This window comes from Panacibacter ginsenosidivorans (assembly GCF_007971225.1).
Lineage (GTDB): Bacteria > Bacteroidota > Bacteroidia > Chitinophagales > Chitinophagaceae > Panacibacter > Panacibacter ginsenosidivorans.
The window spans coordinates 3,765,299-3,787,004 of record NZ_CP042435.1 but is presented as its reverse complement, the minus strand read 5'-3'; the positions used below and the strand labels follow the sequence as shown (position 1 = coordinate 3,787,004).

The 21,706-nt window shown below is 38.8% G+C and carries 21 protein-coding genes; 8 read left to right on the top strand and 13 right to left on the bottom strand.

What is annotated here, in order from left to right:
• Nucleotides 1–2: 2 nt before the first annotated feature.
• The 3 genes from FRZ67_RS15865 to FRZ67_RS15855 form a co-directional block, all read right to left on the bottom strand.
• On the bottom strand, nt 3–1,409 hold the full coding sequence (locus tag FRZ67_RS15865; RefSeq protein ID WP_147191003.1) for a bifunctional UDP-3-O-[3-hydroxymyristoyl] N-acetylglucosamine deacetylase/3-hydroxyacyl-ACP dehydratase: 1,407 nt from the start codon (nt 1,407–1,409) through the stop codon (nt 3–5).
• A gap of 257 nt (nt 1,410–1,666) precedes the next feature.
• A complete protein-coding gene (gene lpxD, locus FRZ67_RS15860; RefSeq protein ID WP_147191001.1) occupies nt 1,667–2,719 on the bottom strand; it encodes a UDP-3-O-(3-hydroxymyristoyl)glucosamine N-acyltransferase in 1,053 nt (350 codons plus the stop codon).
• 74 nt (nt 2,720–2,793) lie between these two features.
• The gene (locus tag FRZ67_RS15855; RefSeq protein ID WP_147190999.1) at nt 2,794–3,999 is read right to left on the bottom strand and encodes an HD domain-containing protein; all 1,206 of its coding nucleotides are present in this window, start codon (nt 3,997–3,999) and stop codon (nt 2,794–2,796) included.
• Between the two features lie 208 nt (nt 4,000–4,207).
• Between FRZ67_RS15855 and porX the strand changes: the two genes are divergently transcribed.
• Nucleotides 4,208–5,764, top strand: a complete 1,557-nt coding sequence (gene porX / locus FRZ67_RS15850) for a T9SS response regulator signal transducer PorX (protein WP_147190997.1) — start codon at nt 4,208–4,210, stop codon at nt 5,762–5,764.
• A 181-nt stretch (nt 5,765–5,945) separates the two neighbouring features.
• Complete coding sequence (locus FRZ67_RS15845) at nt 5,946–6,485, top strand: DUF4136 domain-containing protein (RefSeq protein WP_147190995.1); 540 nt, start codon at nt 5,946–5,948, stop codon at nt 6,483–6,485.
• A 7-nt stretch (nt 6,486–6,492) separates the two neighbouring features.
• Here FRZ67_RS15845 and hemL read toward each other — a convergent pair whose 3' ends face one another.
• From hemL to hemA, 8 genes are all read right to left on the bottom strand, one after another.
• A complete protein-coding gene (gene hemL / locus FRZ67_RS15840; RefSeq protein WP_147190993.1) occupies nt 6,493–7,782 on the bottom strand; it encodes a glutamate-1-semialdehyde 2,1-aminomutase in 1,290 nt (429 codons plus the stop codon).
• A gap of 2 nt (nt 7,783–7,784) precedes the next feature.
• Complete coding sequence (locus FRZ67_RS15835) at nt 7,785–8,081, bottom strand: YciI family protein (protein ID WP_147190991.1); 297 nt, start codon at nt 8,079–8,081, stop codon at nt 7,785–7,787.
• An 88-nt stretch (nt 8,082–8,169) separates the two neighbouring features.
• Nucleotides 8,170–9,144 (bottom strand): porphobilinogen synthase, encoded by a 975-nt coding sequence (gene hemB / locus FRZ67_RS15830; RefSeq protein ID WP_147190989.1) that lies wholly within the window; start codon nt 9,142–9,144, stop codon nt 8,170–8,172.
• A 14-nt stretch (nt 9,145–9,158) separates the two neighbouring features.
• Entirely contained in the window at nt 9,159–10,121 is a 963-nt protein-coding gene (gene hemF / locus FRZ67_RS15825; RefSeq protein ID WP_147190987.1) for an oxygen-dependent coproporphyrinogen oxidase, read from the bottom strand.
• A gap of 143 nt (nt 10,122–10,264) precedes the next feature.
• Nucleotides 10,265–11,299, bottom strand: a complete 1,035-nt coding sequence (gene hemE, locus FRZ67_RS15820) for a uroporphyrinogen decarboxylase (protein WP_147190985.1) — start codon at nt 11,297–11,299, stop codon at nt 10,265–10,267.
• 106 nt (nt 11,300–11,405) lie between these two features.
• The gene (locus FRZ67_RS15815) at nt 11,406–12,059 is read right to left on the bottom strand and encodes a uroporphyrinogen-III synthase (protein WP_158638384.1); all 654 of its coding nucleotides are present in this window, start codon (nt 12,057–12,059) and stop codon (nt 11,406–11,408) included.
• Nucleotides 12,060–12,093: 34 nt separating this feature from the next.
• The gene (gene hemC / locus FRZ67_RS15810; protein ID WP_147190981.1) at nt 12,094–13,017 is read right to left on the bottom strand and encodes a hydroxymethylbilane synthase; all 924 of its coding nucleotides are present in this window, start codon (nt 13,015–13,017) and stop codon (nt 12,094–12,096) included.
• Nucleotides 13,018–13,026: 9 nt separating this feature from the next.
• Nucleotides 13,027–14,289, bottom strand: a complete 1,263-nt coding sequence (hemA, locus tag FRZ67_RS15805; protein WP_225975366.1) for a glutamyl-tRNA reductase — start codon at nt 14,287–14,289, stop codon at nt 13,027–13,029.
• 578 nt (nt 14,290–14,867) lie between these two features.
• Here hemA and rplM point away from each other — a divergent pair.
• The 4 genes from rplM to tsf all read left to right on the top strand — a co-directional run bounded on the left by rplM (nt 14,868) and on the right by tsf (nt 17,849).
• Nucleotides 14,868–15,311 (top strand): 50S ribosomal protein L13, encoded by a 444-nt coding sequence (rplM, locus tag FRZ67_RS15800; RefSeq protein ID WP_147190979.1) that lies wholly within the window; start codon nt 14,868–14,870, stop codon nt 15,309–15,311.
• 46 nt (nt 15,312–15,357) lie between these two features.
• Nucleotides 15,358–15,747: a 30S ribosomal protein S9 gene (rpsI, locus tag FRZ67_RS15795; RefSeq protein WP_147190976.1), complete on the top strand. Its 390-nt coding sequence runs from the start codon at nt 15,358–15,360 to the stop codon at nt 15,745–15,747.
• A gap of 104 nt (nt 15,748–15,851) precedes the next feature.
• Nucleotides 15,852–16,781 carry a 30S ribosomal protein S2 gene (rpsB, locus tag FRZ67_RS15790; protein WP_147190975.1) on the top strand — a complete coding sequence of 310 codons (930 nt, stop codon included), beginning with the start codon at nt 15,852–15,854 and terminating at the stop codon, nt 16,779–16,781.
• Between the two features lie 225 nt (nt 16,782–17,006).
• Nucleotides 17,007–17,849 (top strand): translation elongation factor Ts, encoded by an 843-nt coding sequence (gene tsf / locus FRZ67_RS15785; protein WP_147190973.1) that lies wholly within the window; start codon nt 17,007–17,009, stop codon nt 17,847–17,849.
• Between the two features lie 184 nt (nt 17,850–18,033).
• On the opposite strand, the gene FRZ67_RS15780 is transcribed toward tsf, so the two are convergent.
• Nucleotides 18,034–19,074 (bottom strand): tryptophan 2,3-dioxygenase, encoded by a 1,041-nt coding sequence (locus FRZ67_RS15780; protein WP_147190971.1) that lies wholly within the window; start codon nt 19,072–19,074, stop codon nt 18,034–18,036.
• 71 nt (nt 19,075–19,145) lie between these two features.
• On the opposite strand from FRZ67_RS15780, the gene FRZ67_RS15775 reads away from it, so the two are divergent.
• Nucleotides 19,146–19,880, top strand: coding sequence for a DUF2490 domain-containing protein (locus tag FRZ67_RS15775; RefSeq protein ID WP_147190969.1), 735 nt, complete (start codon nt 19,146–19,148; stop codon nt 19,878–19,880).
• Nucleotides 19,881–19,946: 66 nt separating this feature from the next.
• Nucleotides 19,947–20,657, top strand: a complete 711-nt coding sequence (gene pyrH, locus FRZ67_RS15770; protein ID WP_147190967.1) for a UMP kinase — start codon at nt 19,947–19,949, stop codon at nt 20,655–20,657.
• A gap of 88 nt (nt 20,658–20,745) precedes the next feature.
• On the opposite strand, the gene FRZ67_RS15765 is transcribed toward pyrH, so the two are convergent.
• Nucleotides 20,746–21,594 carry a hypothetical protein gene (locus tag FRZ67_RS15765; protein WP_147190965.1) on the bottom strand — a complete coding sequence of 283 codons (849 nt, stop codon included), beginning with the start codon at nt 21,592–21,594 and terminating at the stop codon, nt 20,746–20,748.
• Nucleotides 21,595–21,706 lie beyond the last annotated feature (112 nt).

The window sequence follows — 21,706 nt, the reverse complement described above, 5'->3', positions numbered from 1 at the left end:
TACTACTTGCTTTTCACAATTTGTGCAACCAGGTCTGCTTCTGTTGCTACTTTGCCACCTACATAAACAGTTCCTTTCATTTCACAGATACCGCGGCGTATAGGCGAAGCCAGCTCCATTTTAAGCAGCATGGTATCCCCAGGCACCACTTTTTGTTTGAATTTACAATTATCTATTTTTAGAAAATAGGTATCATATTTTCCATCTCCCATAGCGTTAATAGCAAGAATGCCACCAGTTTGTGCCAATGCTTCGATCTGAAGTACACCTGGCATTACCGGGTTTCCGGGGAAATGGCCCTGGAAGAATTGCTCATTGAATGTTACATTTTTTACCCCAACAATTTTTGTATCGGTAAGTTCGATGATCTTATCTACCAGCAAAAAAGGGTAACGGTGTGGCAATGTTTTTTCAATATGCTGCAGATCAAATACCGGCGGCTGAGATGCATCATACACCGGCACATCTTTTACATGCTTATTCTTTTTGATGTATTGCTTTATCTTTTTAGCAAAATCTACGTTGGTACTGTGACCCGGCCTGTTTGCAATGATCCTGGCTTTAATAGGATAACCAATTAATGCAAGATCTCCCACCACATCCAATAATTTATGGCGCGCCGGTTCATTGGGAAAACGCAGTTCCAGGTTGTTCAAATAACCTTCGCTTTTTATTTCAATTTTCTCTCTTTTGAAAGCCTTCGCCAATCGTTTCATTTCCTCTTCTGTAACAGGTTTGTCAACAACCACGATAGCGTTGTTTATGTCGCCACCTTTTACAAGATTATTATCCAGCAGCATTTCCAGTTCATGCAAAAAGCAGAAAGTACGGCAGGGAGCAATTTCTGTTTTAAATTCCCGCATAGATTTCAGGCCTGCATGCTGTGTGCCAAGCACCGGGCTGTTAAAATCAATTAAAGTGGTTATCTGGTATTCCATAGAAGGTAAGGCAACCATTTCAACCCTTTTAACTTCATCATAATGATAAATATTTTCATCAAGGCTATACCAGCTTTTAGCAGCCTCCTGTTCTGAAACACCAGCCTCCTCAATCAGTTCAATAAAAGGTTCGGAGCTTCCATCCATAATAGGTATTTCCGGGCCATTCAGTTCCGCCAAAACATTGTCGATGCCTTTACCTACCAATGCAGCAAGTATATGCTCTACAGTGCTAACTTTTGCATCTCCAACCTGTAAAGTAGTGCCCCTGCTTGTATCTGTTACAAGATCACAGTCAGCTTTAATTATTGGTTTATTCGGCAGATCCACACGCTGAAACTGTATGCCAAAACCGGGATTGGCCGGGATAAGTGTCATATCTACCAGTACACCTGTATGTAAGCCCGTACCACTGATCGTTACTTTGGAAGACAGCGTATGCTGCTTGTCAGGATTAAATGTTGCGTTCATGATATTTTTTTATGAGCCCGTCTGCAGCATAACAATGAGGCTTTACTTGCGTCGCACTCTTGTACATTCTGTTGCTCTTTCGGCTTTATCGGCTGCAAAAATAAGGTTTCGCGGGAAAGATAAAAGGCTATAATGCCAAGCTTATATATACTGATTAATAAACAGCATTTTTATATTGATGCCATTTGATGAAACGATGAACGAAATGCGACGCAAGGAACGACGCCACAAGGAACAACTGCTGGTATCCAAATAAATTAAATTATTACCCGTTCCTGCATGAGTTGCTGAACCAGTTTTTCGAGCTCCAATACCCTTTTTTCAAGATCGGGAAGATTGCGGCTTACTGCCTGGCTGCGTAATGCGCTGGTATATTCAAAAGCAGGGGAACCGGTTACTGCTGAATTAGGTGTTTTTATTGATTTGCTTACGCCGCTTTGAGCGTTGATGCGTGTACCATCTGCAATTTGAATGTGGCCTACAATGCCTGCCTGGCCGCCTATCTGCACATTGTTACCCACTTTGGTGCTGCCACTAATACCTGCCTGTGCAGCAATTACTGTATTATTGCCCACTTCTACATTATGGGCAATCTGCAAAAGATTATCGAGCTTGGCACCGGATCTTATAATTGTTGACCCAATAGTTGCACGATCTATACAGGAATTGGAACCTATTTCTACAAAATCTTCCACCACAACATTGCCAATCTGCGGAACTTTTTTATAGCTGCCATCCGGTTGTGGCGCAAAACCAAACCCATCGCCGCCGATAACTGTACCTGCATGAATGGTTACATTTTTTCCAATAACACAATCATGATAAATTTTTACGCCCGGGAGCAAGATTGAATTCTCACCTATTTTCACATTATCACCCAAAAAAACACCCGGATATATTTTTACATTATTGCCAACCTGCACTTTTTCTCCTATATAACTAAATGCAGCCACAAAAACATTTTCACCCAGTACTGCAGTTTTATGAATAAAACTTGGCTCCTGTATGCCACTGAGTTGCTGGCGCATAATTTCCTGGTACTTATGCAGAAGGGTTGCAAAAGCCGAATAAGCATCCGGTACGCGGATAAGCGCTGCACTTACCGGTTCTTTTAGCTCTTGTGTTTCATTGACTATAATAACCGCAGCCTTTGTGGAGTATAGATATTCCTCATATTTGGGGTTGGCCAGAAAGGCCAGTTGATTGGATTTGGCTTCTTCAATTTTGCCAAAGGAATCAACAGTTGCAGAAGCATTACCTTCTACCTGCCCGTTTATGAGCATGGCTATTTGAGCTGCGGTAAATTGCATATTGAACAGATGTTTAAATTTAGATATTAAAAATTGTTACGCGATAAAAATTTTATGCACGCAGGGGGAACAACCTAAACATTAAGATAGCAAATGTAGAATTTTTTCACAGGCACAGACAATGTTTGGTGGATAAGCGGGTTATCAACTTTTGAAATGTCTTTCACAGATTCATTTTTAAAAAGAATGTTGATGTGTTCATCTTCAAGCTTGTAGGTTGTGTTGATGGCTTCTCCTGTAAATACAAAATAACCTGCCTCTTCGAACGTAAGACCTAGTTGCTGCATCACTGATTTTTTCTTTGTTTGAATAAGCTCTTCGTCAAAACGTTGTGTTTGTAATTTACATTTTAGTAAATCTCTTTTTAACAGGTTTTTACATAAGGTGGAAAGCACTCTATCATTTTCGGTTGCCCATATTTTTATAGAACCAATTATATCATAATCATCAAGCTGGCAGAATTCGAATAATAATTGATAAACGGTTTCTTTAGAATGTTCTTTGTGCAGAAACTCATTGAGATAGGGTGAAAAAGAATTTGCTTTTATCTCTCGTGCTCTTGTAATAATTTTCACCAGCATTTTTTCTGCTGCAAGCACTGTTTTATGCAGGTAAACCTGCCAGTACATTTGCCTGCGTGCTACCAAAAACTTCTCCACACTGTAAATGCCTTTTTCTTCTATCATTAGCTGGTTGTTATACCCGATGAACATTTTTAGCAAGCGGTCATAACCAATTATTCCTTCGCTTACGCCTGTAAAAAAACTGTCACGTGTGAGATAATCCATCCTGTCTACATCAAGCTGGCTGCTGATAAGCTGGTGCAAAAAAAGTTTATGGTATTTGCCGGTAAATAATTGAATGGCTAGATCAAGTTTGCCATTTAATTCTTTATTCAGCACATGCATGATCTGCAAACTTAATTCTTCATGGCTAATGCCCGGCAGCAATATATTTTCCAGTGCATGGGAGAAAGGCCCATGCCCAATATCGTGCAACAATATAGCAGCCTTGGCTGCAACTTCTTCGTCGGGTGTTATTACTGCACCTTTACTTTTAAGTTCATTAATGGCAAGACACATTAAATGATAAGCACCCAATGAATGATGCAATCTTGTATGGACTGCACCAGGATAAACAAGTTGCGCCAATGCCATTTGATGAATCCGTCGTAACCTTTGATAGTATGGATGCGCAATAATGCTGAAAATAAGCGGATGCTCAATTGTGATAAAACCATGCACCGGATCGTTGATGATTTTTCTTTTAGGTATCTGCATGGCTGTTGCTAAATTGTTAATGTGTCGAATGTGAAATGTGAAAATATGCAAATGTGCAAATGAAAGCGCAGATTTGCAAAAATCGTCGCACTAATATTGCAAGGCTGTCGTTCTTATGTGGAATAAAGTACAAAGCGTACAAGAGTGCGACGCAACGATGTTTAATACTTATTCAGAAGCCTGGTTCATAAAAATCTAAAATTAAATTATGGCATTAGCAACTATACTTTGGGTAGATGATGAAATTGAAAGCCTGCAATCTCAAAAATTATTTTTAGAAAATAAAGGCTACGATGTGCAAACGCTTACCAATGGTTTTGAAGCAATTGATTTTGTAAGGGATAATGCAGTTGATGTGGTGTTGCTTGATGAAACGATGCCCGGCATTACAGGCCTGGAAACATTACAGAAGATAAAAGAAGTGAATAGCCAGATACCGGTTGTAATGATCACAAAAAATGAAACAGAGAACCTGATGGATGATGCAATTGGCAGCCAGATTACAGACTATTTGATTAAGCCTGTGAATCCGAATCAGGTATTGCTTAGTTTAAAAAAGATCATTGATAATAAAAGACTGGTTTCTGAAAAAACCAACACGGCTTACCAGCAACAGTTTCGTAATTTATTCATGGCGTTGAACAGCAACCCTGATTACAACGAATGGATGGATATTTATAAAAAACTGGTGTATTGGGAACTTGAAATGGAAAAGAGCGAAAGCCCTGAAATGCGTGAAGTATTGCAATCTCAAAAGCAGGAGGCCAATACAGAATTTTTTAAATTTATTTCAAGAAACTATGCAGGCTGGTTAAATCCTAAAGCTCCTGATGCGCCCGTAATGAGCCATGATCTTTTTAAAAGAAAAGTTTTACCGCATGTTGAAAAAGGCACACCAACATTTTTTATACTCATTGATAACTTACGTTATGATCAATGGAAAACCATACAACCGATTTTTGCAGAAACGTTCCGCATACTGGAAGAAGAAACTTTTTACAGCATATTGCCTACCGCCACACAATACAGCAGGAATGCTATCTGTGCAGGATTACTACCGGTAGATATTGAAAAGAAATATCCGGTGCAATGGAAAAATGATGATGATGAAGGTGGTAAGAATTTGTTTGAAGAAGAGTTTTTTAAAGGCCAGCTAAAGCGTTTGAACAGGGATGATATAAAGTTCAGTTATACAAAAGTGGTGAATCATAACGATGGTCAGCAACTGGTAAATAATATTCACAACCTTTTACGAAACGACCTGAATATTATCATCTACAATTTTGTTGATATGCTTAGCCATGCACGCACAGAAATGGAAGTGCTGAAAGAATTGGCTGCCGATGAAAGAAGCTACAGAAGCATTACAAAAAGCTGGTTTGAACACAGCCCGTTGTACCAGGCATTGAAAAAAATCGCAGATAAGAAAATTAATATAGTGCTTGCTACGGACCATGGTAGTGTGCGTGTGAAGACACCTTATAAAGTTATCGGCGATAAACAAACTACTGCTAACCTTCGTTATAAACACGGCCGCAATTTAAATTACGAACCTAAAGAAGTGCTTGCATTCCGCAACCCGCATGAAGCAGGTTTGCCTGTGCCCAATGTAAATTCTTCTTTCATTTTTGCAAAGGAAGATGGGTTTCTTTGTTACCCAAACAATTACAATTATTACGTAAACTATTACAAGAACACATTTCAACATGGTGGTGTAAGCATGGAGGAGATGATCATTCCTGTGGTGAAGATGATTAGTAAGTAGACGAAGATTCAAGTTAAAAGGTTCAAGAAGCATGTATTGAACAGAAGCATTTTTGAGCCGGGCTGAAGAATATAAATGATGCTTTTGTTGCGTCGCACTCTTGTACGCATTGGATAGTATTCAGCAATTCACAATTCTTAGTGATAGTTATTTTTTTTAAATTGCTGAATAATGTTTAGCTATGAAAAAATACATCTTTTTTGCATTGTTGATTACTTCCTGTTCCACTACCAAAGTATCTAATACAGAATCAGCACCAAATGTTGATTTCAATGATTATAAAACTTTTGATTTTTATAAACTGCATGCAAGCGGTGATACTATTAGTGCAAACTTCATATCTTCTACTTTACTGCTGCAAAATGCGATAGCAAGAGAACTGGAAAAAAGAGGGTGCGAAAGATCTGAAGCTAACCCCGATATACTTATAAACATCGGACTTGTTGTAAAAGAAAAGGTACAGACAAGAGAGACAAATCTTATGACTGACCCTCCTTTGTACATTGGACAGCGTAATTATAAATGGGAGAGCAAAGAGATAGAAACAGGCCGCTACAGGGTTGGCACCATGACCCTTGATATCGTAGATGCAAAAAAGAACATGATGATCTGGACAGGTGCTGTAGAAGATGTGGTTCCTGAAAAATCTTCAAAATTTCAAACTGCCATTGATAAAGGAGTAGCAGCTTTATTTAAACACTATCCTGTTGCGGTTAAATAAATTTTACTTACAAAATCTCTTTCAAACTTTCTTCTGCAGCTTTTATAGTATGATCAAGATCTTTTTTTGTCAATGCATTATTCAGGAACCAGCTCTCAAATGCCGATGGCGGTAAATACACACCACGATCTAACATGGCATGAAAATATTTTTTGAACAATTCATTGTTTGCAGAAGCCGCACTTGCAAAATCTGTAACAGGATGATCGCTGAAATGTATGCTAAGCATTGAACCGAGGTGATTAATAACATAAGGTGTACCTGATGCTTTCAAAACTTTATCTAACCCTTCTTTTAAGTAAGCAGTTTTATCGTCAAGTTCTTTTAGTAGTTGCGGTTGCTCTTTTAAAATAGAAAGCAATGTATAACCCGCGATCATGGCAATGGGGTTACCGCTCAATGTTCCAGCCTGGTACACACTACCCAGTGGTGATACTACTTCCATAATATGTTTCTTACCACCAAATGCACCAACGGGCATGCCAGCTCCAATTACTTTGCCATAAGTAATGAGGTCCGCATCAATACCCAGTTTTTCCTGAGCGCCACCCAGTGCAAGGCGAAAACCGTTCATTACTTCATCAAAGATGAAAACGATATTTTCTGCATCGCAAATTTTGCGAATGCCTTCAAGAAATCCTGGTTGCGGAATAATGCAACCCATATTACCAGCAACAGGTTCAACAATAATTGCCGCTACTTCTCCCTTATTTTCTTCCACCAATCTTTCAACTGCAGCAAGATCATTATACGCACAGGTGAGTGTATCAGCACTTACGCCTGCAGTAACACCGGGAACAGTTTGTATATTGAATGTAGCAACGCCACTTCCTGCTTTTACTAAAAATGAATCTGCATGACCATGATAACAACCTTCAAACTTTATGATCTTATTCTTTCCTGTATAACCCCGTGCAACACGTATAGCACTCATGCATGCCTCTGTGCCGCTACTAACCATTCTTATAAGATCAACATTTGGCACCATGCTTTTGATAAGCTCTGCCATTTTTATTTCAAGCTCTGTTGGTGCACCATATGAAGTTGAATAAACAGCTTGTTCCTGTATTGCCTTAACTACAGGTTCATATGCATGACCAAGAATCATTGGTCCCCATGAAGCGATGTAATCAATATACTTATTATCATCTGCATCGTAGAGATACGCAGCTTTTGCATGTTTGATAAACAATGGCGTTCCGCCTACACTTTTAAATGCACGTACCGGTGAATTTACACCTCCGGGAATTGAGTGCTGGGCGCGTTCGAATAGTTGCTTGCTATTTGAAATGTTCATGATTATTCTTCTTCTCCTCCAAAAGCATCATAAGCTTTTACTTTTTTTGTTGCCTTAAATTCTATGATGCGGTAATCTGCAATGCCTAGTTTATTAAAAGGATCTTCTGCAATAATTTCTTCTACTCTTTTCCTGCCTGATGCTTTTGCAAAAATAATTCCACCATCTCTTGGTTCTTTTCTGCCTGAGGCAATAAAGTGGCCCGACTTATAATATTTTTCAAGGAACTCAATATGTGATGCCATATGTGTATCTGCTTCGGCAAGCGGCACTTTGTATGTTAATTCAATTATAAACATGATCGTAATTTTTGTTGAATAGAATTGTGCAGTACAAGTGAGTGACACAACGAAAGCTCAATAGTAGCAATAAGTTTAGTTCATAAAATTATCCCAACAACATCACCGCGTCTTTTGCAAAATATGTTGCGATCAAATCCGCACCTGCACGTTTCATTGAAGTTAGTGTTTCGATGATCGCTTTGTTCTCATCTATCCATCCCATTTTTGCTGCTGCTTTTATCATAGCATATTCACCGCTGATGTTGTAGGCACTTACCGGAACATTGACCGCATTCTTTACTTCACGAATTATATCAAGATAAGCAAGCGCAGGTTTTACCATAACGATATCTGCACCTTCTTCCACATCCTGCAACGTTTCTTTGATTGCTTCAAGGCGATTGGCATAATTCATCTGGTATGTTTTTTTATCACCAAAGCCAGGCGCACTATCCAGCGCATCTCTAAACGGACCATAAAAACACGAAGCATATTTTGCGCTGTAAGCCATGATACCAACTTTTGTAAAACCACTCTCTTCAAGACCTTCACGAATAGCACCAATGCGACCATCCATCATATCACTTGGTGCAACAAAATCTGCACCTGCAACAGCATGACTAACACTCATCTTCACCAATGCATCAACCGTTTCATCGTTAACGATCTCACCATCTTTTACAATGCCATCGTGACCATAAGAAGAATATGGATCAAGCGCAACATCAGTCATAACAACCATTTCAGGGCAGGTATCTTTTATAGCTTTAATACTTCGCTGCATTAAACCGTCTGCATTCCATGCCTCTTTACCGGTGTTATCTTTTAATTCATCTTTTGCTTTTACAAAAAGCAACACACACTTTAAACCCATGCTCCATAATTCTTTTACTTCTTTAACCGTAACATCAAGACTGTTGCGATAATAGCCAGGCATCGAAGCAATTTCTGTCTTTACATTTTCACCTTCATCAATAAATAAAGGAACAATAAAATCGTTTGGCGTTAGTGTTGTTTCTGAAACAAGCGAACGTACCGGAGCCGACTTACGAAGTATTCTATTTCTTCTCTGTAGATACATAAAATATTTTTAGATCAACAAGTGTTAGATTTTTTTGCCCACACAATTGTAGCTTCTTCGTCTTCTTTTAACCAGTCACGTGGATGCAGACAAGCCTGCAATAATTTATCTTCTTCGCTTCCTGGCGTTGGCTGATAATTATATTCAAAACGCACTGTTGGCGGTAAACTCATCAATATGCTTTCTATACGTCCGTTTGTTTTTAAACCAAACAAAGTACCACGATCATGCACCAGGTTAAACTCAACATATCTGCCTCTTCTTATTTCCTGCCAATGTTTTTGTGCATCAGTATAAGCAAGATTTTTTCTTCTTTCAACAATGGGCACATAAGCATCAATAAAACCATAGCCACACGCTTTTGCAAGGTCCATCCAGAATTGAATATCCTGTTTTGCGTCCGGTCTTTTATAATCGTAGAAAATTCCGCCAATACCTCTACGCTCTTTATCGCGATGCCAGTTCACGAAATAGTTATCACAAGTTTCTTTGAACTGCGTGTAAAATGATGCGTCAAATTTATCGCATGCATTCTTATAAGTCCTGTGAAAATGTATGGCATCCTCCTCAAACAAATAATATGGCGTAAGATCCGTCCCGCCACCAAACCACCGGTCAAGCACATCGCCCCGTTCGTTGTATAATTCAAACATACGATAATTACAATGCACTGTTGGCACCATTGGATTCAAAGGATGTATCACCAAACTCAATCCACATGCAAACCATGTTGATCCAAATATCTTCAACTGGTTGCGCATTTCGGTGGATACTTCGCCATGCACAACAGAAGTATTTACGCCGCCTTTCTCAAACACATTGCCATTTGCAATTACACGTGTAATGCCACCACCCCCTTCAGGGCGTTCCCACTTATCTTCAATAAATTTTGCTTTACCATCGCATGCTTCCAACGCGGCACAAATATCATCCTGCAGCTGATGAATAAAATGTATCCAGGTATTTTTTACATGCATAAAAACTTTTTAAACAAAGGTCAAAGCAATCTGATAAATAAATTATGATATTGATCACTACAATTTTTTTTGAGCCGGGCTTTACATCTATGGCCATCTTCGTTGCGTCGCACTCTTGTACGTTCAGAACCTTGCACGACTTATTACTTAAAACTGTATTCTTTCACTGTTTCCACAAATGCTCTTGCATGATCAACAGGAACATTTGGTAAAATACCATGACCAAGATTTGCAACATGTCTTCCGGGGCCAAATGCCTGTAACATTTCTTTTACTTCTTTTTGTATAACAGGAATTGGCGATAACAATTTTGCAGGATCAAAATTACCTTGTAGTGTTACATTATTACCTGCAAATTTTCTTGCCAGTTGAGGTTTGATACACCAATCGATTCCAAGGCCAGCCGCGCCTGTTGCCGCCATTTCTTCCAGTGCAAACCAGGCACCTTTTGCGAAGATTATCGTTGGTACTTCATCTTTTAACGCGTTAACGATCTGCCTGATATATTTTAAAGAAATATTTTCAAAGTCCTGCGGACTTAATAAGCCACCCCAGCTATCAAAGATCTGGATAGTGTCTGCACCTGCTGCAACCTGGCCTTTCAAATAGGCAATGGTTGTATCAGTTATCATTTGTAGTAACTGGTGTGCAAGTTCAGGTTGCTGGTAGCAAAATGCTTTTGCTTCGTCAAATGTTTTAGAGCCCTTACCTTGCACCATATAACAAAGCAATGTCCATGGTGCACCGGCAAAACCTATCAATGGTACACGGCCATTTAATTCCTGTTTGATTAATTTGATGGCATCAAAAACATATTGTAATGTTTCATACACATCGGGAACGTGAATACGTTTTAAATCATTTGCCGTTTGAATTGGATCAGGAAGAATTGGCCCTTTGTTTTCTATCAACTGTACTTCTAATCCCATAGCCTGTGGTACTACCAGGATATCTGAAAATAAAATTGCTGCGTCTACACCAACGATATCAACAGGCTGAATAGTTATTTCGCATGCAAGCCCAGGTGTCTGGCACCTTTCAAAGAAACCGTACTTCTCTCTAAGTACTCTGTATTCAGGCAAATATCTTCCTGCCTGGCGCATCATCCATACAGGGGTACGTTCTGTTTGTTCTCCTTTTAGTGTTCGTAGTAGTAAATCGTTCTTAAGTTGTGACATTGTGTTGATGGTGAATAGTGAATTGCTGAAATATTTGTTGCAGCACAAGAGTGCGACGCAATAGGAGCATCATAGTAGTAATGACGCCTGGCTCATAATTCTCTATTTATGTTTTATAATAATCCAATACTAAATCTATCATATTTTCTTTGCCGGGCCACTCGCTTGTAATGATCTTATTGGTGCAATATGTTTTTATTGTGGCCGTTGTAGTGGTACCGATCGAAAACAATACTACACTTGTGGCAATTGTATTATCTGAAAAAAAACTATGCACAGCACTTGGGCTGAAAAAAATAATGCCATCGTAATTCTTAACAATGAAATTTGGAATAAGCCTTGTGGTATAGACAATTACTTCATTAACTTTTATATCATTTGCGTTGAGGGTTTCCGGTAACTCGTCGAGCCGCTGATCTCCGCAAAAGAAAAAAACCTCTTTGCTTTCACCCGTGAGAATTATTTTTTCTGCCAGCATTTTTGCATTCTTTGCTGTGCCTTCAACAGATTTCTCTCCAAAAAAATTGAAAACAGTTTCTTTGGTAACACCACCAACGCAAAAAATTTTCCAGTCTGGTATCTGCGTTAACTGCGCAGTAACCGCATCCACTGCATTCATGCTTGTAAAAACTACTGTTGCTTTTTTTGTTGCGATATTTTTTATCTTCTCAATAATATCCGTTGTTATAATTGCTTCCGTTTCTACAAACGATACTTCATCTATACTTATGCCTTTGTTAGCTGCTTTGTATATAAGCATGCTATCAAGAGGTCGTGTGCATAATATGTTGTATTTAAATGATGGCATTCCTGATAGCGGCTGTTATTTTATCTGCGCCTCTGTTTAATAATTCTTTAGCTGCATCAATACCTGAAGTAATTGCATTATTTATGTCAATTAATCTTTCTGTTTCTAAAAATCGGGTTCCATCTAATGAGAAAATATTTCCTTTGAAATGTATTTTATCATTTTCAATCTCTGCCAATGCACTTATTGGCGTTGAGCAACCACCCATCAATGTCTTTAAAAAATCTCTTTCAATTTTTGTGCAAGCTGCAGTTGTCTCATCGTTTAATGATGCACACACTGCTTTTGTTTCTGCATCATCTTCATTACATACAATCATGATCGCCCCTTGTGCAGGTGCAGGTAACATCCAGGTTATATCAATAGAATTTTCAGGACGCACATTAATACGTTCAACACCTGCCGCGGCAAAGATGGCGCCGTTCCAGTTATTGTCTTTAACCTTTTGTAAACGTGTATTTACATTACCACGAAGATTTTCGATTGTATGATTTGGGTATTGGTGCAACCATTGCGCTTTACGACGAATACTGCTTGTTGCGATTGTTGCAACTGAATTTTTCTCGTTGAGAAAACCTGTATCGTTTTTATAAACAAGAATGTCTTTATAAGAAGCTCTTTTCAACACTGCAGCCTGCACAATTCCTTTTGCAAGTTGTACGGGAACATCTTTCATGGAATGAACTGCAAGATCAATTCTTCTGCTAAGCAATGCGGCATCAAGTGTTTTGGTAAAAATGCCCTGCACGCCTATTTCATATAAAGGTGTAACCAAATCAATATCGCCTTCACTTTTGATGAAGACCAATTCACTTTCAATATTGTTTTGTGCTAATTGAGATTTTACAAGCTCTGCCTGCCAAACGGCTAACTGGCTTTCTCTTGTACCGATCCTTAAAACTTTGGACATGCGGCAAAATTAATGAACGCGGCTGGTAATGAAATCATTAATTGCTTCTATATAATTACACCCGGGTTTGCGTTGCTGGCGCATTTTAAGGGCCATATTATTAATAACTTTTTGAATAGAATCTGATGAAGCGTGATGTGTGTAATTTTCTCCAAGATTTGGATGCATAGCCATAAAAAGATTACATGCATGCATATCCTGAAGCTTTTGTTTTACTGCTTTTAAAACAGGAACATTCTTACGCATGCTGTACCATTCTGTAAATTCATCAATGTGCTCTGCTATAATTGCTTTTGCTTTGGGAACTTCTGCCTGACGTTTCTGTAAAGTGGCATCGTTGATCTTTGAAAGATCATCCACATTTACTAAAGTAATATGAGCAAGTTCTTTTGCTAATGGGTCAATATTATTAGGAATGGAAAGATCAATAAGGATTTTGGTATTACTGCTTTCAAGATCTGCTTTCATAATAACAGGTTGCTCTGCATTGGTAGCAACAATTATAATATCTGCTTCCGCAATATATTTATCAGCATCTTCAAATGATGCGTATTGTAACCCTAATTCATCTGCCAGCTCAACAGCTTTATCTGGGGTGCGATTGATAAGTGTAATATTCGTGGTGTGTAAATAATCAACAAGATTTTTACATGTGTTGCGGCCAATCTTTCCTGTGCCAAGCAACAGTATTTTTTTATTAGCAACATTTGTAACATTATCCATCAAAAACTGGATAGCTGCAAAAGATACAGAAACAGTACCACCACTTAATGCGGTCTGGCCTTTTACTGCTTTCGAAGATTGTAAAACAGTATTCACCATTCTTTCAAGAAAAGCACCAACGAAACCATGCTCTTTTGCAAATCTGGTAGCCTGTTTTATCTGGCCCACAATTTCATAATCACCAAGAATCTGGGAATCTAAACCAGAAGCTACATTGAAAAGGTGTTCAATTGCTTCTTCGCCTTGTTTTATATAAGCCAGTTCTTTAAATGTTTCAACTGAACCTTCTGTTTCGCTGCAAAGCAAATGAACCAGGCTGTCTGCACAAGGTGCAATTCCATAGATCTCTGTGCGGTTGCAGGTACTCAATATAAAAAGCTGATCAAGAAAATAGTCCGGAGCCTTCTGAAGTACAGAAGCATAATGATCATTATTAACAGCAAACAAACCTCTTACAGATGCATCTGTTTTTTTGTAGTTGATCCCGGCGATATAAAACTGGCTGATATGCATTTTCTTTATCTGCTGGTTAATTTTATTCTGACGCAAAAATACCCGATACGTTTACGTTTGAAACATGACCGGCGTCATTCCTGTGTCATTTCTCTGTCATGTTTTCGTTTGCCATTTAAAATGCTCTTACGAATGTTATGTGTATATACAATATTATTGACCCAACTATAAAACTAAATTAAGCTTCCGTTGCGTCGCACTCGTGTACTGTTGTGCTAAACGGGGCAAACTATTTAATGAGCAGTATTATTTACGTAATGAAATGGAACGAAGATTTTATATAAAACTTGTTATGACAAATTGATGACAAACAATCCTTGTTCGAAAATAAAATTCCAGCACAAAGCTTTATTATATTTAAGTTTTGCACTTTGCTGAAGCGCTTACAGAACGTACAAGTGAGTGACACAACAGATATCAAATAGTAATATTGGTGCTGGTTTCACACTACAAATAAAATATTTGAGCAAAATTTTTATTGAAAATCAGCAAATTATGAATGTTTAATAAAAATAACTTCCTTAATTCTTTGGAAGAATAAATGTATAACTGCACCTTTGCGCTCCATTTAAAAACCTGCGGGATAGCGCAGGCAGGATCAAAAACAAAATACAATGAGTAAACTACATTTCACCACAAAAAGTGCGAACGAGGCTACCGTACAGCGTGACTGGTACATAGTTGACGGTACTAATCAAACCGTAGGTCGCATTGCATCTAAAATCGCTGCTGTTCTTCGTGGCAAGAACAAGGCGTATTATACACCGCACGTAGATTGCGGCGATTATGTTATCGTAACAAACGCTGACAAAGTTGTTTTTACAGGTAACAAATTCCATGACAAACAATACATCAACTACTCTGGTTACCCAGGTGGTAAAAAAGAAGAAGCAGCACAGGATCTTATTAAACGCCGTCCTGAAGTGGTAATGGAAAGAGCTGTAAAAGGCATGCTTCCTAAAAACCGTCTTGGCCGTAAGATGTATAAGAAATTGTTTGTGTATGCAGGTGATAAACACCCTCACACAGCACAGCAACCTAAAGCATTTAAATTCTAAAAAATTGCTGAAAGCCCAAAGCTTAAAGCTCAAAGCAAAAAAATAAATGGAAAAGCAAAAAAACGCAGTTGGTCGCCGTAAAGAAGCTGTTACCCGTGTTTTCTTAAGCAAGGGTGATGGTAAGATCACTATAAACGACAAAGACTACAAAGAATATTTCTCGCTTGCATACCTGCAGAACCAGGTAGTTGCACCTTTAAAAGCCATTGAAGCTACTGATAAATTTGATGTAAAGATCAATGCAGCAGGCGGTGGTATTAAAGGCCAGGCAGAAGCTGCTAAACTCGGCATTGCACGTGCACTGCTCGAAGTAAACGCAGAATACCGCCCTGCTTTAAAAGCTGCTGGTTTTCTTAAACGTGACCCACGTGGTGTGGAACGTAAGAAATTTGGTCATAAGAAAGCTCGCAGAAGCTATCAGTTCAGCAAACGTTAATCTGGATGCCTGTTACAGGTTGCTGGTTACCGGTTTTAACTGGTATCTGGAAACCGGGAACCGGGAACAAACAATATTCAAAACAATTACAACAATAAAGTAAAATGGAACAAAATACTTCTTTACAGCAACAGTTGCTCGAAGCAGGTGTACATTTTGGTCACCTCAAGAAGAAGTGGAACCCAAAGATGTTGCCTTACATCTTCGCAGAGAAGAAAGGTATTCACATCATTGATCTTAACAGAACAGTTGACGGTTTGCAGGAAACTGCAGCTGCTATGAAGCAGATAGCTAAGAGCGGTAAAAAGATCATGTTCGTTGCTACTAAAAAGCAGGCGAAAGAGATCGTTAGCGAATGCGCCAAAAAAGTAAATATGCCTTACGCAACTGAGCGTTGGTTGGGTGGCATGCTTACTAATTTCAATACTGTTCGTAAGAGCGTTAAGAAAATGCAGAGCATTGAAAAGATGCTGAACGACGGCAGCGCTGAAAGTCTTACCAAGAAAGAACGTTTAACATTGAGCCGTGATAAAGACAAGATGGAAAAAGTATTGGGTGGTATCGCTCAGCTTGGCCGTCTTCCTGCAGCATTGTTCATCGTTGATATCGGACACGAGCACATTGCTTTGGCGGAAGCAAAACGTTTGGGCATTACCACATTCGGTATGGTAGATACAAACTGCGATCCTAACAAAGTTGATTACTCTATTCCTGCCAATGATGATGCTACAAAATCAATCGCTATCATCACTAATTATATTACTGCTGCCATTGCAGAAGGTTTGGCAGAACGCCAGGCTTCTAAAGATGAAGAAGTAGAAGAAACAGATAACGAGGCAGAAAAAAGAGCGGCGCGTTTACAGGCAGAGGCTGAAGCTGAAGCAGCACGTGGCGGTCGCGGTGGTTCCCGTGGCGGTGGCCGTGGTGGTGCAGGTGGTGGCCAACCTAAACGCCGTGTACCAGGTGGCGCAAGCCGCAGGCCACAAGGCGGCGGTGCACCAGGCGGTAGCGGTGCAGGTGGCGGAAGAAGATAATTGAATCACAAAAAATAATGGGTCAATAATCATTATCATTTGTGAGGTGATTATTGACCCAACTTTTATAACGCTATTCAACTTCCGTTGCGTCGCACTCTTGTACGCTTAGTTCTTTATGGACCTATGTGTTCAACTTTTCTTAACGCAGAAAATGATTGTTGTAAAAAAACTTTTGCCGCTCATTTTCAGATTTTCAAATTCTCAATCTTCAAATTATATTTTATGTCAACAACAGTTCAAATAACTGCAGCCGACATCAACAAACTTCGCCAGACAACTGGCGCAGGTATGATGGATTGCCGTAAGGCCTTAACAGAAACTAATGGCGATTTTGAAGCTGCCATCGACTGGTTGCGCAAACAGGGCCAGAAAGTTGCTGCAAAACGCAGCGACCGTGAAGCAAAAGAAGGTGTGATCATTGCAAAGACTTCAGCAGATAACAAAACAGGTTTTATTGTTTGTATCAGTTGCGAAACCGACTTCGTAAGCAAGAATGCAGACTTCGTTGCATTTGCACAGAGTATTGCTGATGCTGCAGTAGCCAACAATGTAAAGAGTGCAGAAGAATTAAGTGAAGTAAACGTAAATGGTTCTAAAGTAGCAGATCTTATCAACGATAAACTTGCTGCGATCGGTGAGAAAATCGGTATAGCTAAATTTGAAAGAATTGAAGCACCTTATGTTGCCTCTTATATACATGGTGCAAACAGGATGGGCGTATTGGTTGGCTTAAGCAAAGAAGCTGCTGAAGCAGGTAAAGATGTAGCTATGCAGATTGCAGCTATGAATCCTGTTGCAGTTGATGCCGCAAGTGTTCCTGCTGCAACAATAGAGAGAGAAAGAAACATTGTTATTGAAACAATGAAAGCTGATCCTAAGATGGCTGGTAAAACAGATGAAATGCTTGGCAAGATCGCAGAAGGTAAACTCAATGCTTTCTTTAAAGAACAAACTTTATTAGCACAGGCTTTTGTAAAAGATGCAGGTATAAGCGTAGAAACTTACTTGAAAAGCGTGGATCCATCTTTGAAAGTAACAGAATTTAAAAGAGTGGCTTTAGGTTAATTATTAATCTTATTTGTTATAAAAAAGGGGAACGAAATATTTCGTTCCCCTTTTTGTTTGCGTTTTATGATCATGAACCCATCATAAAAAATTTTAGACTCTTACTGATGACTTATATTATCCAGTACAAGAGTGCGACGCAACAAAGCATCACTCATATACAAAAGTCCGGCTCATAAAATGCTTACATATTAAAACTCAAATGCTGTATCAACGATGCGGGCAATGCAGGCAACTTACTTCTTTCAATTAAGAAACTGGTAAGCTGTGCAATTTCTTTAAAGATGTAATGCTTATCCAGCGCGGCTTTCAGGTAATCCTTTCCTGTACTTCCTCCGGTTCCAATGCGTGTGCCTATCATACGATGCACCATATTCATATGCCGGTAACGCCAGGTACTCATTTGCTCATCTATTTCTAATAAATTATTCAGCAATTCAAACGGCAAATGCAGAATTGGATAGCCACGATACAACATAATAAACAATGCTGCCCTTCTTGCTTTTGCAGATAACTGTCCACCCTCCTTGCCTTCAATAAAAATTTTGTCAAACGCATTCATGTTATTACGCTCTGCTTCTGCAAGGCTGTTGCTATATCGCATGCGATAAGTGCTCCAGTAAGGATGAATGTTTGCTTCATTACTTTCATTGGCAAAATCTTTCCAGTGATCAATGTTATCGAAGTAAGGCATACGTTCTAGCCATTTGTTTACCACGTGCAACAATGACTTTTCACTTTCTGCTGTTTTAATAATATCGATCTCTGGTTGCTTTAATTGCGAAGTATAATATTCTTTACCATAGCGTTCTGCATATTCCAGTCCCAGCCTTGCTTCCAGCGCTTTAAACTGCCAGCTTTGAAAACCGGAAGCAGGTCTTAGCAGATCTCTGAACTCAAGAAAATCCATCGGCGTCATGGTTTCCATAATATCAATCTGGTGTACCAAAACCTTTAATATCGTTACCACGCGGTTCAACCTGTGTACTACCGTTTGGAGTTGTGGTGTGTTATCATTAATGCTTTGCTGGCTCATTACTTCGATAGCAGAACTTACTTCAAACAACAATTGCTTGAACCATAATTCATACGCCTGGTGAATAACGATAAACAGCATTTCATCATGCGCTTTTTCGTTACCTTCTTTAAAACTTTCAGGGTGCTGGCTGTTCAAAATATTATTGAGTTGAAGGTAATCCTGGTAATACACGTTTGTATTTTTCATATGCAATCTTTATATAGCAAAGAAAGTGTTTTGTTGTTTATCGTTAATCTATCAGCCATAAATTTGCAGCCATGAGAAAAACACTTGCTGCTATCTTGTTTTTGTCACCCTTATTTTCATTGGCACAAAACAGGATAAACGAATACAACACAATCGGCTGGTACGCCTTTTTTATTACACCAAAGATCTCAAATAAAGTAAGCGCTCATATTGAATACCAATGGCGCCGCACAGGCATAATAAAAAACTGGCAGCAGTCTTTACCACGTGTGGGCATTAACTATAAGATCAACAGTAACCTTACTGTGCAGGCAGGTTATGCTTTCATTCATACCTTTCCTTACGGAACAACAACGCTTGCTGCTGTTCCCAAAACATTTCCCGAACATCGTATATACGAACAGCTCACTGTTACAACCCCTGTCGGCAAAACAAATCTTACGCACCGGTTACGTTTGGAACAAAGATGGCCCGGCCGTTTCAACAGTATTGAAAGTGAAAAACCTGATACATGGATTTACCTCAACCGAGTTCGTTATATGCCGAGATTAGATGTTCCTTTCAATAAGAAATGGTACGCCGCCGCTTATGATGAAATATTCATTGGCTTTGGAAAAAATGTTGGCGAAAATATTTTCGACCAAAACCGCATCGCATTAATGGCAGGTTTCAAATTCAATCCAACTATTCGCATAGAAGCAGGTTACATCAACCAGATTGTTCAGTTGGGCAGAGAAGTAGACAACAAAAATGTGTTCCAGCAAAACAATGGCATTGTACTTAATACTTATATCAATATCAATTAGCTTTTGCCGTTGCCGAATTTTTTACTGTTATTTGCAAACAATTTTACCTTTAATAACACTTTACTTATGTCTTTAAAGTACAAGCGCATTCTTTTAAAATTATCCGGTGAAAGCCTTAGTTCCCAAACTGCAGACCCATTCGATCCACAGATCATAGAACAATATGCAAGAGATATTAAAGGCATTACTGACCTTGGTGTAGAAGTAGCGCTTGTAATAGGCGGTGGCAATATTTACCGTGGTCTTAATGAAAGCGAAACAGGTATTGAACGTGCACACGGAGATTATATGGGTATGCTCGCCACTATGATCAACGGCATGGCACTGCAGGCAATGCTAGAAAAGGTTGGCGTAAAAACACGTTTGCAAAGTGCCATTAAAATGGAGCAGGTTGCCGAGCCATATATCCGCCGCCGCGCCATGCGCCATCTTGAAAAAGGTCGCGTAGTAATTTTTGGAGCAGGCACCGGCAATCCATATTTCACTACAGATACCGCAGGTTCTCTCCGTGCCATCGAAATAAAGGCCGACGTAATTCTTAAAGGCACACGTGTGGATGGCATTTACACAGCCGATCCCGAAAAAGATCCCACCGCAACCAAGTACGACCATATTACTTACCAGGAATGCATCATGAAAAACCTGAAAGTAATGGACATGACTGCCTTTACGCTTTGTATGGAAAACAAACTCCCTATCATTGTTTTCGACATGAACAAACCCGGCAATTTAATGGATGTGGTAGAAGGCAAACACGTTGGTACTTTGGTGAGTTAATTTTTTGTACTAAGCGATAGAATAAGCATTGGGCATTCGTTGCGTCGCACTCTTGTACGGTTGGATTGGCTATTGAGCTGGAGAAGAACTATAAATGTATTTTATCATCTAACCCTGCAAACTCAAGTAAGTATTTACAAAATCCTGTCATTTTAATATTATCACTCCGCGATCGGTAGCAAAGAAAAATTTTGTATTTATTCTTAGTGTTTGCTTCAAAACAATAACCACCGCCATCCATAGTTACGTCCGGGGCTTCTATTTTCCACGGCAATTTCCAAAAATCTGTTTTGTTTAGTGAATCAACTAAAGAACAATATTGTTTTGAACTTAACTTAATGACTTTAGTTTCATACTCGAATTTTGCAGAATCATAATCAAGTGCTATATCATAAAGCTTTTTATACAATTGAATAGACAGTAATTCAGGGTGTACTTTTATCATTGAATCATAATATTCTTTTTGGGCAGGAGAAAGTGTCCCTATATCTCTGAAATAAAACTTTTTAAAAAATCTATATTCCCCTGCTTCGAAACTATCCAGTTTTCTTTGGTTCAACACCGGACTAATATTTCCGCTTTTAAACGTTTTGATAATCATTTCGTTTTTATTGAAAGTAATATTTACTTGTGGATCATGTATAAACCTAAATGTTTCCATACCAACAAATCGAAGGCTAAGATTCTGTTCATTGAGTTTTTTTAAATAATTCATTCCATAAGTCACATCAAAAAAAGAATCTCGTTGAGATACAGAATCTTTTATTGGATAAAATAAAATGTCAGTATCCTTTCTGTTTTGAAGGTCTGGATAATTATAAGCGTTCTGAAATCTATCAGCATCCGCAAAACATTCCGAGCTATTAATTTCTTTACAGGAAAGCATTTGTAAAAGAGTGCATAAGCAAAAAAATATTATAATGTTCTTTAAGCGCATATAAATTGAGTTGTACATAAATGTAATAACTACTTTTAGAAAGAAGTTGTTTATTATAGTTCCTGTGCATAATCATATAACATTTTCCACCTTGCAGCCTTCCATCACTTCC